The 13,304-nt window shown below is 69.6% G+C and carries 11 protein-coding genes and 2 pseudogenes; 4 read left to right on the plus strand and 9 right to left on the minus strand.

Features of this window, described 5'->3' with window-relative positions; genetic code table 11:
* On the minus strand, window positions 1-388 hold a 388-nt coding region (locus NBX02_RS13310; RefSeq protein ID WP_250291573.1), incomplete at its 3' end, for a phospholipase D-like domain-containing protein.
* 78 nt (window positions 389-466) lie between these two features.
* On the opposite strand from NBX02_RS13310, the gene NBX02_RS13315 reads away from it, so the two are divergent.
* On the plus strand, window positions 467-736 hold the full coding sequence (locus tag NBX02_RS13315) for a hypothetical protein (protein WP_250284029.1): 270 nt from the start codon (window positions 467-469) through the stop codon (window positions 734-736).
* 82 nt (window positions 737-818) lie between these two features.
* Here the strand turns inward: NBX02_RS13315 and NBX02_RS13320 are convergent, their stop codons facing one another.
* Window positions 819-1,625: a methylenetetrahydrofolate reductase gene (locus tag NBX02_RS13320; RefSeq protein WP_250284028.1), complete on the minus strand. Its 807-nt coding sequence runs from the start codon at window positions 1,623-1,625 to the stop codon at window positions 819-821.
* Window positions 1,626-2,076: 451 nt separating this feature from the next.
* Here NBX02_RS13320 and NBX02_RS13325 point away from each other — a divergent pair, with 451 nt between their 5' ends.
* Complete coding sequence (locus NBX02_RS13325) at window positions 2,077-2,364, plus strand: FtsX-like permease family protein (protein ID WP_250284026.1); 288 nt, start codon at window positions 2,077-2,079, stop codon at window positions 2,362-2,364.
* Between the two features lie 340 nt (window positions 2,365-2,704).
* Here NBX02_RS13325 and NBX02_RS13330 read toward each other — a convergent pair whose 3' ends face one another.
* The 7 genes and pseudogenes from NBX02_RS13330 to NBX02_RS13365 form a co-directional block, all read right to left on the minus strand.
* Window positions 2,705-3,853, minus strand: coding sequence for a TIGR03857 family LLM class F420-dependent oxidoreductase (locus NBX02_RS13330; protein WP_250284024.1), 1,149 nt, complete (start codon window positions 3,851-3,853; stop codon window positions 2,705-2,707).
* Entirely contained in the window at window positions 3,850-4,062 is a 213-nt protein-coding gene (locus NBX02_RS13335) for a hypothetical protein (protein WP_250284022.1), read from the minus strand. Before NBX02_RS13335 ends, NBX02_RS13330 begins: the two co-directional genes overlap by 4 nt.
* 2 nt (window positions 4,063-4,064) lie before the next feature.
* Window positions 4,065-4,379, minus strand: coding sequence for a hypothetical protein (locus NBX02_RS13340; RefSeq protein ID WP_250284020.1), 315 nt, complete (start codon window positions 4,377-4,379; stop codon window positions 4,065-4,067).
* A 3-nt stretch (window positions 4,380-4,382) separates the two neighbouring features.
* Window positions 4,383-5,611: pseudogene (locus tag NBX02_RS23180) on the minus strand (phosphotransferase family protein).
* 104 nt (window positions 5,612-5,715) lie between these two features.
* Window positions 5,716-8,109 carry a helix-turn-helix transcriptional regulator gene (locus NBX02_RS13355; protein WP_250284018.1) on the minus strand — a complete coding sequence of 798 codons (2,394 nt, stop codon included), beginning with the start codon at window positions 8,107-8,109 and terminating at the stop codon, window positions 5,716-5,718.
* 89 nt (window positions 8,110-8,198) lie between these two features.
* Window positions 8,199-8,411 (minus strand): annotated as a pseudogene (locus tag NBX02_RS13360) (ATP-binding protein); the annotation flags it as partial.
* A gap of 347 nt (window positions 8,412-8,758) precedes the next feature.
* Entirely contained in the window at window positions 8,759-11,377 is a 2,619-nt protein-coding gene (locus tag NBX02_RS13365) for a LuxR family transcriptional regulator (RefSeq protein ID WP_250291575.1), read from the minus strand.
* Window positions 11,378-11,486: 109 nt separating this feature from the next.
* On the opposite strand from NBX02_RS13365, the gene NBX02_RS13370 reads away from it, so the two are divergent.
* Complete coding sequence (locus tag NBX02_RS13370; RefSeq protein WP_157180541.1) at window positions 11,487-12,632, plus strand: LLM class flavin-dependent oxidoreductase; 1,146 nt, start codon at window positions 11,487-11,489, stop codon at window positions 12,630-12,632.
* 198 nt (window positions 12,633-12,830) lie between these two features.
* Window positions 12,831-13,271 (plus strand): abortive infection family protein, encoded by a 441-nt coding sequence (locus tag NBX02_RS13375; protein WP_250284017.1) that lies wholly within the window; start codon window positions 12,831-12,833, stop codon window positions 13,269-13,271.
* The last annotated feature ends 33 nt before the right edge of the window (window positions 13,272-13,304 follow it).

Raw genomic sequence — 13,304 nt, forward strand, 5'->3', positions numbered from 1 at the left:
CGGTGTCGTGGACGAGTAGCCCGAGTTCGATGTTGGTGTTCTCGGCGTTGTAGGAGAAGTTCGCGCTGGTCGTCAGCATGATGACATGATCGATTATGATCATTTTTGCGTGGCTGACCAGGGGGCGGGTCGCGCCGGCCGGGGTGGTGGTCTGGAAGACAACGGCGGCGGGCAAATGATCGGCGATCTGTTGCGGTGTTCCCGCGGCAGCGTCGACGTAGACGGTGACCGTCATCTGTGGCCGGGCCGATGCTGCCCTGAGTGCTTCCCACATGCGGGAGCGGGGGGTGAAGTTGTAGCTGGAGCAGGTCACTGATATCCGTGCGGCGTCGATGAGCCGCAGGACCTCGCTGGTGAGGCGCCCGTGGGAGGCATGCGAGCCGGGCATGGTCCATACGGGGGTGATGGTGGTACGGACGGAGCGCGCTCCAGCGATCGCTCGCAGCACCGCGACGGATGTCCGGATGTGGTCCTGGCCGTCCTGATCAACGAGAGGACCGCCCTGGGCACTGGCCCAATCAGCCCCCGCTACCTCAGCGAGCACCTGCTCCGCCGCGGCATATATCTCGACCGCATCCGCGCCGACCGTGTGCTCCACGAGGCCCTGACCGTCGGCCCTGACCCCCTGCACCTGGCCCTCGTCTTCAACCTGTCGCACTCCACAGCCAGCAGATACGCCGCCATCGCCCAGAACCTCCTCGACGACCAGGGGGTCGAGGACCGTAACAGGAATTAGCGTGAGGCGTCACTCAGCGGCCGGGGTCAGCAGTGCGGCGGCGCGGTCGGCGCCGGTGGGCTGCGAGAAACGGCCCGGGCGGTTAGAGAAGGTCCTCAAGTCGGGTGGCGACCTGGCGGTAGCGGCTAACCGGGACGAGGTGCACACCGGCGAAGGCGCCGCTGTCGCGTAGCCGTAGCACCTGGTCGCAGGCCGCTTCGACCCCGGCCGCCTGGTTCCGTTCGACTGCTTGGACGAGGTCGTCGGGGATGTCGATGTCGGGGATGGTCGCGGCGAGGCGGCGGGCCATCCCGGCGCTCGCGAGGACCATGACGCCGGCGTAGATCGGCAGTTCGACCGGATGGGCGTCGCGCCAGCGCAGCAGGGCGTCCACCGAGTAGCTGACCTGTACGAACAGGAAGTCGGCCGCTCGTTTCCATGTGGGCAGTGGACGTAGGCCGGCCGCGGCGCCGACCCGGAACGCCGGCATGTCCGCGAAGACCGGATCCTCGCTGGCCGCGCGGGCCTCGTCCATCATCGCGCGCACGGTCAGGTCGCTCGTCCGGTTCCCGGCGGTGGGTTTGTCGCCGTGGACGAACAGGAATTCCTCGACGCCGTAGGCCGCGGCGGTGAGCAGGTCGCGGCGGAAGCCGAGCAGGTTACGGTCACGGGAGTTCACGCAGGCGATGCTGCGTCCCCCCATCGTCTGCACCTCGTGGGCGACGGCGATGCTCGACACCGTCGCGCGTCCGATGTGGTTGTCGGGGATCAGGAACGCGTCGGTGACGGGGCTCAGGACGCCGATCTGGTGGCGGGCATGGGTCAGGTCCGGCCGGGTCGGCGGCTCGATCTCGCAGATCAGCTCGAAGCCCCGCACCGGACGTTCGTGACCCGCCGTGGATTCCTGCATCCGGACAGGATAGGGACGCCACGATCCACAGACCACAGCCACACCGCACGTCCCCGAGGGCGACAACGGCCACGCTCTCTTCTGGGCCAGCCGACCGACCTGAACCGGCCCCGCGGAGCAGATCCACGAAGACCGGACAGAACCCGCCACAACCTCGAACCTGATCACCAGAAAAGCCGTGGGTTCGATGCGAAGAACCTTCAGTCAGGCTGAACTTGCGGACTTCGTGCCGGTAAGAAACGTGTCACCAGCCGCAAACGGCGATGATCTAGCTGGGTGCCGGCGGGGCGGCGGTGAGTGCGTGGCGGCCCCGGCCGGCGGCGCGTAGCTCACGCAGGTCGGGGATGTGGTTGTAGAGGGTGCTGGGGCTGCCGCCGAACAGCTTCGCGATCGAGGTGACGCTGGCTTCGGAGTTGGGGAGTAGGTCGCGGGCGGCACTGATGATCTTGGGGTGGCGACGGTCGGGCGTCCGCCGACGCGGCCGCGGGCTCGCGTGCAGCGAGTCATCGGTCTGGAAAGTGCGCTGCCGCTGCTGGCAGGAGCTGCCCCCTCGATCGGAACAGGCTTCGCCGCGGCGGCCATGTTCCTGAAATCCCAGACGACCTACAACCTGACCTCACCAGGCACGGCGTACTACCTGCTCGTCGCCCTCGGGCTGATCACGGCGCTGGGAATCATCGCCTCGGCCCTGCCACTGCTCAAACGGATCACCGGCCCGGAAGACGCGCGCAGCGGCTGACGCGACACGGGGTGGTCTCCACCGGTCAGTGCATCATCCGGGTGTCCGCCTCATGCCGGACCCTGTGGATCCCAGCACGATGCGGGTGGTGCACTGACCGGTTGAGACCGCCCTGACGAACGTCCAGCTGTCGACACGCCGGGCATCCCATATCCACAGCTCACCCTCGAAAACAACGACCATGGATGACGACCATAAATTCAAACTCGGTGTCAGACGAACCGTCCCTGACAGCCTCGGCGGCAACATCCCGCACCCGGCAGGATCACCGGCGCTGATCGTCCCCTCGCGGTCGGTAGAGGTAACCGTGCCGGTGCTCCGGCAGAACGAACAAGTTCTGTTACGGAGTCCCGGATGCGGACGTCCCGCGCCACGCCCGTACGAGGCCCTCAAGCTGTTTCGGTCCGCTGCCGTGCAGCACGATGTGGTCCACCCCGGCGTCGAGGTACTCCCGCAGGCGCGCCGCGCAGTGCGCGGCGGACCCGACGACGCAGCCGGTCTCCACCCACTCCCGCGGTAGCTGCGTACCGAGCTCCAGCAGTTCGCTCCGGTGGAATTTCTGATCGGCCGTGCCGCCGCCCTCCAACTTCTCCTGCCGGAGCAAACGGCGCAACGGCTCGGGATCCCACCCGTTCTCACGCATGATGAGTTCGCCGACCCCGCCGAAGTCCAGGTGAGTAATCATCCGTGCGTTGACGACTGCCAGCTCTTCCTCCGGCGACAGATCGGGAGCGGTGATGACGATCGCGTAGAGCTTCAGTGACCGCGGGTCACGCCCGATCCGCTCACACGCCTCGTCCAGGCGCCGTGACACAGCGGCGACGGCCTCGACTGTCAGCTCCGAGCCAAGGAAGACGCCGTCGAACAACCGGGCCGCGAGCGCCGTCGCCTTCGGCAGGGGGGACCACGCGCTCAGGAGGAGCCGCGGCCGGGGTGCCGTCGGTGGATCAACCATGCGCAGGTTCGGGAACCGTCCCAGCGGACCGTCGTAGTCGATGGTCTCGCCGTCCCACAGGCGCAGCAGGATCGACGCGTAGTCCTCGAACGCGGCCATTTTCGGAACAGGCATTCCATGGTCGCCGAGGACCGATCCGAGGCCGCGGGCAAGCCCGAGCAGCAGCCGGTCACCGAACGTCTCCTGCATCGTGGAACCCGCGGCGGCGGTCATCAGCGGATGTCTGCTCCCCGCGGCGATCGAGCCCATGCCCAGGCGGATCCGCTGCGTGCTCGCGGCGACCGCGCCGCAGAGCACTCCGAGTTCCTTCATGTCCAGCCGCTCGGCGATCCACGCCGAGGTGAGGCCGAGGCGCTCCGCGTCGATCGCCTCCGTGATCGCCCGGGCCGGGTCCTTCACCCGGCCCGGTAGCAGGTAGATCCCGAGCTCGTCGATCGGCTCCGGTAAGCCGCCGCCCGCCGTGCCGTGCTCCGGGGTGATCTCGCCGCTCCTTGTCTTCTCTCGCGCGATCCTCTCTCGCGTGTGCCCGCTCACTCCGCGTCCCGCACCGGCGTCGTGGCGTTCCCGGTCAGCACGGAGCGGATGTCGCCGGGGACCTCGCTCGGAAACCCGGTCATCCGGAACCACGCCTGCTCGCGCGCGCTCTGGCGGGCGGCGACGCCCACCAGCAGCTCGCGAGCCGCGGCGCGGTCCTCAGCGCTGCCGTCGGCGGCGATCGCCGTGACACGGGCGTCGACCGCCACCTTCAGCGCCTGGGCCTCCGCCCGCAGGAGCGCGAGGTCGGGGATCGCCGAGGGGTCGGGGGCCGGGACGGCGTGCGCGTCGGTGGTGGGACGGACGACAGGGCCGAGAGACGGTCGAGCAGTTCGCGGTACTCATCGCGTTCGGTCGCCTCGTAGAGGGTCTCGGACTCCTGGACGTCGAGCACCCACTCCAGGGTCGCCAGGACAAGACCGGCCTGCTCCTGGACGAAACTGTCGTCGGCGGGCAGCGCCGGAACAATCGACTTGACCATGGCCGAACGGATGCCCCGTAACTGCTGTGAGATGGTAGGGACCATGGTTCAGGCTCCTTCGAGAACACGGTTGAGCTCGGCCATGGACGACGCACCGAGGCCGCTGAGGAAATTCATCATCACGTCGAGGTGCGTCATGCGGTCCTCGGTGATCCGGATACCTGATGCGCTGGTGGCTACCACCACCCAGTGCATGTTCAGCACGGTATAGTAGCGCAGCCGTTCCGGATCCACGGAGAGGCCCGAGATGCGTTCGTACTCCGCGATAAAGGTCTCCGTGTCGACAAGGCCGCTACAGAGAAAACGGCCTTCGTCATCCAGGTGGCCCCAGCCGCCGAGCATCGCGTACGCCAAGTCGTGGTGCCGATCGCCGAGGTGGCTGAGTTCCCAGTCGAGGATCGCCGTGATCTCGCCCGTGTCCTCGTCGAACAGGAAGTTCCCGTTGCGGTAGTCGCCGTGCACAATCGAGATCCGGTCGATCGGCGGGCGGTTGTCCCACAACCACTGGCGGGTCAGCGTGACCGTCGGGTGCGGCTCGAAGGAGTCCTCCTCCCACACCCTGTCCCACATCCCGAGCCGCCAGTCGACCCCTGCATCGTGCCGGCCGCCGGCACCCCGAATGCGTCCAGAGCGACGGTCGACGGATCCAGGGCGTGCAGCGTGGCCAGGTGGGCGACGAACTGGGGGGCGAGCTTGGCCCGCAGCTTCGGCCCGTAGACCGTGCCGAGCCCGGACGCCCTGCGCTCACCCTTTGTCGGCGCGGCGACACCACGGGCGAAGCCGCAGACCATCGCGGGCTCGCCCAGCTCGGCGTGGTCCTGGGTCACCCAGTAGGCGCGCGGCACGGGCAGGACGCCCTCCAAAGCCCGCAGGAGCTGGAACTCGCGAACGCGGTGCGTCTCCACGACGGACGCAGGCGGGTTCATCCGCAGCACCATCCGGTCGCGGCGCGGTTCGCCGTTCTCCGTCCACTCGAGGTCGAAGCCGAACTGCTCCTTCGACGCGCCGCCCGGCAGTCGGGCAAGGCCGCTGATGGTGAAGGGGCCGTCCAGCCGGTGGGCAAGAAAGGCGTGGAGGCGCTCGCTGATGTCCTCCACGCTGCGGGCGGTGTGCACGTCGTGCCCCCGACGTCGCAGCTTCGTGCTGAGGACCTCATCGACGGCCGGTTCGACGGGATGACGTCGACGCAGCTCCTCGATGCGCCGCTCCACACCCTCCGAAGCGCTTGTGAGCGCGTGTTCCGTGGTGACCATGGCCGGGAAGCTAACACCGGCCATGTCGGACGCAACAGAGTAGGAACATACTCTGTCTGGGCGCAGACGAGCAGGCGTCCACGAACGAACGCGGGACGATGCGCGCGGCGTGTTGCCCGTCGGCGCGGTCAGCGGAGAAAGCGCGCCAGGTCGGTCCGCCGGGACACGCCGAGCTTGTGGTATATGCGCTGCAGACGGTTGCCGACAGTCCGCACGGACAGCTGCAACTCGGCCGCGATGTCGCGGTCGGTGTGTCCCGCCGCGGCCAGCAGCGCGGTCTCACGCTCGGCGTCGGTCAGCTGCACCCGCGACTCGATCGGCGCGAGTGCCGGGGTGACGGCGCCCTTGCAGCGCGCCGCGAGCGCTGCCGCTCGGTGCAGCCCGGCATCCGCGCGGTGGACGTCGCCTGCCCGGCGCCAGGCGACCGCAGCGTCGGCGGCGGCCTCGGCGGCCAGCAGCTCGGCGTCGAGGTGTTCAAAGGTCGTGGCGACCGCGTCGAGCGCGCGTGGATCCTCCTCGGCGAGGGCGACGACGTGCGCGGCCCGCGCCGCGACAAGGTCGCCTTCCAGCTCTCGGGCGAGAGCAACAAGGTGGTCCACGACCCGGCGCGGCGTCCCGAGCCTGCCGATGTCGTGGAGCGCGGCTGCTGCGCCGGTACGGTCGCCGATCTGCTCGCCCACCTGGGTCGCGCGGGCGAGCAGATCGCGGCCCTGAGTGATCCGCCCCTCGGCCACGGCCGTCCACGCTTGGGCCGCGAGGTGGTCGGTCCAGCTCCACCGTGGCTGCTCGATCCCGAGGGCGTCGATGGCCGCGAGGGAGCGCCGCGCCGCGGCGGCGTCACCCGCGAGCGCCTGTGCCTGGGCCAGGAGTGAGAGCAGCGTGTGCTGGACCCCCAGCCGCCCGAGCCGATGCAGCAGGGTTGCCGCCTCCCGGGCGTCGCGGGTCGCGGTCCGGACGTTGCCGCGATCGCGGACGGTACGCGACAAGTTCCAGAGGAACCAGGCCCGCGCCTCGCTACTGCCCTCGTCAAGGCCGCGTTGGTGCTGCTCGCGAGCCAGCCGCTCGGCATCCGCGAACCGGCCCGCCTGCACGAGGAGCTCGCAGCGGCCATGGAGGTTGAACCACGGGTACCAGTCGTCAGGTTCCGTCAGGGTGACACCGGCCGCATACGCACGGTCCGCCAGGTCCAGACCCTCGCGTAATCGGCCGAGGCGCCCGAGGCTGAACGCGCCCACGACGCCCATCCACACGAGCGACCGTCCCCGCGCCTCGGCCAGCAGCGGCTCCAGGACGCGCACCGCGGCCCGTGGACCCTCACTCCCCAGCACCAGCCCTGCGCGGTGACTCGAGACCTCCGTCCGCAGGCCGACGTCGGCGATGGTGGCCTCCGCATCCTCGGCGATGCGCAGTCCGTCCTGCATCCGGCCGAGCGAGAGCCACAGGACGTCGATCCGGGCGATCGCCGCGCGCGCACGCTCCTCGTCGTTCGCCACGCAGCCTGCGAGCTCCGCGAGATCCTGCTCGGCCGCCTCCCCCCGTCCCTGCAGGGCGGCCGTCTGGGCCGCGAGCAACCGGCCGTCGAAGCCGGTCCCCGCCTCGACGGCGGCACGTGCCAGACGCTCGGCGAGCGGGAAGTCGTAGTGCCACCGAGCCGCGCGCGCGGCCTCGAGTAGCACATCGGGTTGTCCACCGCCGCCATCGAGGCGCCAGAGCCCGATCCGCAGGAGGTCGTCGCGTCGGCGGCAGCCGGTCCGCTCGACGATGGTGGCAAGGGCGCGGGCCATCGCGCCGACCCGCACGGCCGATGTCTGCGCACGCAGCACGTCTGCGTAGATGGGATGGCCAAGACGAATCTGCAGACGGCGGCTGTCGAACGCGCTGACAAGCAGACCCTCTCGCTCCAGCTTCTCGACCAGGCGCTCGTCGCCCAGCGCGTCGAGCTCCGCGCCCCCGAGAGGTTCGCCGTAGGCCGTCAGCTCCAGCAGCGCTCGAGCATCGGGGGAGAGCCCGGCCAGGCGGGCGCCAACGAACTCGACGATCCGGTCCGAGGGCGCCGGCGCTCCGGTCATCCGCCACACCCCACCGTGGCGGACCAGGGTGCCGTCCGCCAGCGCGCCGCGCACGAGCTCCCGGAGAAACAGCACGTTGCCCTGGCAACGAGCGGTCATCTCGGCGACGGTGGCACGGTCGACCTGATCCCCCAGGACCACTGTCAACAGGTCGTCGATGACGCTGTCGGCCAGATCGCTCAGGCGGAGCCGGATCGCAAGGTCGTCCTTCCACAGCGAGGTCACCGCCGCGGGCGTCGGCTCTTCCGTCCGGACCGTGGCAACCACCAGCACGGCGTCCGCCGACACGAGCTGCTGGATCAGGCCCGCCGACGCCTCGTCGAGCAACTGCGCGTCGTCGACGAACAGCAGCAGGCGGCCCACGCCGCCATGGTTGACGAGGGCGTACGCCGTCCGCCGCAGCAGTCCCTCGAACGAGTCCGCCGGCCCGAGCCCGTCCCTTGGCTCGGGCACGGCCAACAGGGGTGCGAAGGCCCCGAACGGAGCCCGCCCACGGAGCGCGTCGCCGTCACCCAGCGCGCCTCGTGGCCGGCCGCAGCGGCGATCAGCATTGCCTCGCGGGCCAGGCGAGTCTTACCGACGCCGGCGGGGCCGACGATGATGACGCTGTGCGGGGCCGCACCGGTGAGGGCGTGGGTCAGCGCGTCGAGTTCGGTGTCCCGGCCGATCAGGGGCCAGGCGGCCGGGGGCAGATCGGCCGGCGCGGGCGATAATCGGTCGGCGACCGCCCGCTGTTCACGATGCATCGGATCCATCCCCTGCCTCGTTGCGTGAGACTCCTCCGGCGACGATGTTCTCACGTCCGCCCGCGGGATCCTGGAATCCTGTCCGTGCCCGGATCTCGTCCGTAGGCCCTGACCAGGGCTTCTGCGCTACGTGTCAGCGCAAAGGCGATCCGGTCACCCCGGCATCGTCCTACGGTGGCACCACCGCCTGATCACACGGAAACGGACCTACCCGCACCGGGCTGAACGACCATCGGTCCGCGCAGAGATCGCGACCTTCACCGCACGGCTCACGGCTCACGGCTCACGGCTCACGGCTCACGGCCGAGAACATGACATGAGGGCACAGGTGGATCCAGAGTGAGGCTTCGCTGGTCCTACCGCATCAGAGCGGCCAGCTCCGCCCGTCGTGAGATGCCAAGTTTCCGGAAGATGCGTTGGAGCCGGTTGTCGACGGTCCGGGCGGAGATGCGAAGCTGCTCAGCGATCTCCTTGCTGGTGAGCCCGTTCGCGGCGAGGAGAGCGGTCTCGCGCTCGGCTGGGGTGAGCTGTGAACGTACGCTGATCGGGGCCAGGGCAGGAGTTCTCGCTCCCTCGCAGCGGCTCAGCCGGATCGCTGCGCGGTGCAGCTCGGCGTCGGCCTTCCTGGGCTTGCCGAGCCTGCGCCACGCCACGGCGGCGTCGGCCGCGGCCTCGGCGGCGAGCAGGAACACACCCATGGCCTCGAACCTGTCCGAGACCTCGGCAAGCCCTGGTGGGTCTGCCTCGGCCAGGGCGAGGACGTGCGCGACGCGCGCGCCCGTGAGTTCGCCCTCCACGGTGGCAGCCACAGCAACGAGCCGGTCGACGACGGCATGGGGCGCACCGATGCGTGCGATGTCGTGCAGGGCGGCGCAGGCTCCGGTGCGGTCGCCGACACGTTCGCCGGCTTCCGCGGCACGTTCGAACGTCTCTCTCGCGACGGACAGCCGGCCCTCGGCGACGGCGGTCCAGGCATGCGCGCTGATGAACTCCGTCCAGCTCCAGCGGGGTTGCTGGACACCCAGCTCGTCGATTCTCGCCAGGGTCGCGCGTGCGCCCTGATGATCCCCGGACAGTGCCTGGGACTGGGCGAGCAGGGAGAGGAGACTGTGCTGGAAACCCAGGCGCCCGAGTCGGCGGAGCAGCACGATGGCTTCCCGGGCGTCGCGGCCCGCCGACTGCACGTTGCCCGTGTCCCTGGCGGTGCGGCACATGTGCCACAGGAACCACGCGCGCGCTTCGCTGCTGCCCTCCTCCAGCCCGCGCTGATGCTCCTGCCTGGCGAGCGCCTCGGCCTCGGTGAAGCGGCCCGCGTGCGCGAGGGCTTCGCAACGGGCGTAGAGGTTGAACCAGGGGTACCAGTCGTCCGGTTCGCTCAGCACGATGCCGGCGTCGTAGCCGCGGTCGGCCGCGTCGAGGGCCTCTTCGATGCGGCCCAGCCGCCCGAGGCCATAGGACGCCACGAGGCCCAACCAGACCAGTGACGGCCCTTTGGCGGCGGCGAGCATGGGTACCGCCACCTCAGCGGCCGCACCCGGCCCCTGGCTGCCAAGGAGCAGACCGGCGCGTCGGGCCGACACCTCGTCTCGCAGGGACTGTTCGGTGATCGAGGCTTCGGCCAGTTGGGCCACGCGAAGGCCATCGTCCATGCGACCGAGGTAGAACCACAGACAGTCGATGTGGGCGATGGCAAGTCGCACCCGATCGCGGTCGTCGCGGGTCTGACAGGTGAGGCTGGCGAGCTCCCGCTCCGCGTCGAGGGGCCGGCCCTGCAGCGCCAGCGTCTGTCCCGCGAGAAGCCAGGCGTCGAACCCCGCTCCGGCATGCCCAGCGGCGCGCGCCAGTCTCTCCGCCAGGGCGAAGTCATAGTGCCATCGTGCGTCGCGGGCGGCGCGCAGCATCAGCGCGGGCTGACCGCCGCCGCCATCAAGGCGCCAGATACCCATCCGCAGTGCATCGCCCTTGCGACGGGCACCGGTGCGCTCGACGCTGTCTGCCAGCGCCCGGCTCATCGCCGACACCCGCACCGCGGACGTGCGCGCTCGCAGAACCTCCCCGTAGAGCGGGTGGGCGAGCCGCACCTGCAGGCGTTGACCTTCGAACCCGCTGGCCAGCAGGCCCTGTCGCTGCAGCGCGTCGATCAGCTCGGGGTCGGCGAGCTCCGCCACCTCGGCGCCGCCGAGGGGCTCCGCGTAGGCGGCCAGTTCGAGCAGGGCGATCGACGCGTCGTCGAGGCCACGCAGCCGTGTGTCGACCAGTTCCATGATGCGCCCGGAGGGGGCCAGCGGGGCCTTCAGGCGCCACACCCCGACGTCCCTGACCAGGGTGCGGTCCGCCAGTGCGCCCAGGGTCAGCTCGCGCAGATACAGCACGTTGCCGCCGGAGCGCGCGGCGAGCTCGACGACGGCAGCGCGGTCGACCTGGTGGCCGAGCACCGCGGTGAGCAACGCGTCGATGGCTCTGGTGTCCAGTCGCGAGAGCTCCAACCGGAGCGCGAGGTCGTCCTTCCACAGCGCCGTGACCGCTTCCGGGGCCGCTTCGCCGGCACGCACGGTGAGCACGACGAGAACCGAGTGGTTCGCGACAAGCTGGTGCAACAGACCCGCCGAGGCTTCGTCGAGCATGTGCGCGTCGTCGACGAACAGCGCCACACCCCGCCCGCGGGCGCGGCTGACCAGGGCTCGGGCCGAACGTTCGAGCAGGTCGTGCACCGTGCCAGCGGGTTCCCTGTCCAGGGCCGGCAGAAGGGGTACGAACACCCCGAGGGGTGTCCGGGCGATCGAGTGCGACGCGGTCACCCAGACGCTGGAAAGCCCGGCCCTGCTTGCAAGCAGCCGGGCCTCGCGAGCCAGGCGGGTCTTGCCGACTCCCGCTGGCCCCACGAGCATCACGCTGCGGGGGGAATGAGACGTCAGGGACGACCGGACGAGGTCGAGCTCCGCGGCCCGCCCGGTCAACGGCCAGGGTAACTCCATGACGGCGTCGTACTGCATGCACAGCGAGAGTAGCGGATTACTCTTGCCCGCCCCAGACCCTGACGATGGACTCATGGGCGTCGCCCCTGGAATGACGAAGGAGACAACGGTGTCGAACGTCCAGACCGCGGTGTGGTTCCCGGGAGTCCGCGGGGTGCCCGCCAAGAGCATCATCCCCTACGCCCAGCGTCTCGAGCAGGCCGGAGTCGACCAGGTCTTCACGTGGGACTTCCTGACCGGGATCCTTCCACGGGTGGCCTGGGGGGAGAGTTTCTCCCCCGTGGCCAATGTCCTGCCCGACGGCGACAGCTTCTACGACCCGTTCACCCTGCTCGGCCTGGCGGGCGGCGCCACCGAGAGCCTCGGGCTCTCGGTGTCAGCGACGAACGGCATCCGCAACGGACCGGCGGAGATAATGCGCATGGCGATGACGATCGCGGACGCGTCCCAGGGCAACTCGGTCGTGTGCGTCGGCGTGGGAGAGAAGCAGAACACGGTCCCCTTCGGCTACAGCCGCAAGGAGGGCCTCGCTCGCCTGGAGGACCACTTCCGGCTCTACCAGCTGTTATGGGAGAAGACCGAACCCTTCAGCTTCGAGGGCAACTTCTGGCACTTCAGGAACGCCTATATCGGCGGGGCCCGCACCCACAGGCCCAGGATGCTCGTCGCCGGCGCCGGCCCCAGGGCGCTGGACATCGCCGCGCGCTACGCCGACGGCTGGCTCACGGTCGTGCCCGCGGCGTTCGCGCACATCGAGCACTACGCACAGACCGTCAGGGACATGAAGGTCGCGCTGGAGAAGTACGGCCGGGACCCCGACGATTTCATCTTCGCCATCGAGGCCATCGCGCTGATCCACGAGGACCGGGCCGCGATCGACAAGGCGATCGACCACAGCGAGTTCGTCACGTCCTTTGCATCGATCTACGGCCGCATGGCGCACGCTGAATGGGAGCTGGAGCCAGATGTGGAGCTGGCGCGTCCACGCGACTACAACTACACGCTGCACCTGCTGCCCAACGAGGTGACCAGGGAGGAGAACGACGCCGTCATGGCCAGGGTCTCCCGCGCCATGAAGAGCAGGAGTTTCGTCCACGGCAACGCCCGCCAGGTCGCCGACCACTGGCTCACCTACATCAATGCCGGGGCCACCTGGGTCGGGTTCCTCGACTTCGCGCCGTTCGTCTTCGGCCTTGACGAGGCCGGCGCCTGCCTCGAGCGCAACATCGACGTCTGCACCCTGCTGAAAGCATGACTGCTTCACGTTCTTCATGCCCGCCATGCTGTTCGCCGCCACCGCGTTCCAGCCCGAACGCCCGATCGAGATCACACATACCCTCGACGACATGAGCTGGATTGTCCTGATCATAACGTGGCCTCCGTTCATGGCCCAGAACTTCTCGTTCTCGTTCGGTATCCTCACCGACCAGCGCCAGGTACCTGTTTTTCCTCGGTGGCGATCCGGGAGCACCTCGACCGCATCCAACGAGCGGTCATCGACGACCCGGCCCTCGCGATCGGCAGCGCCAAGGAACTCATCGAGAGCACCGCCAAGGTCGTCCTGACCGAACGCGGTCTGCCGGTCAACGACAAGGACGACGTCCCCGCGCTCATCCGCCAGGCTCAGCAAGCTCTCGACCTACACCCCTCGGCTGTCACACCCGGGCCCGACGGCAGCGAGGCAGTGAAGAAGATCCTCGGCGCGGTCTCCGGAGTCGCAGTAGGCGTCGCCGAGCTCCGCAACCGCGCTGGCACCGGCCATGGCCCGGCCGCCACCCGCGCCGGCCTGCGCCCCCGCCACGCCCACCTTGCGGTCAACGCCGCACTCACCTGGTGCCAGCTCGTCCTCGACACCCTCGCCGACCCCGCCGCCCCCTGGCGCAAGAACCCCTGATCATCGCTAGCGCCAACGGCTGCACGGAATCCT

It is taken from the genome of Protofrankia sp. CiP1_Cm_nod1, from assembly GCF_920888515.1.
GTDB lineage: Bacteria > Actinomycetota > Actinomycetes > Frankiales > Frankiaceae > Protofrankia.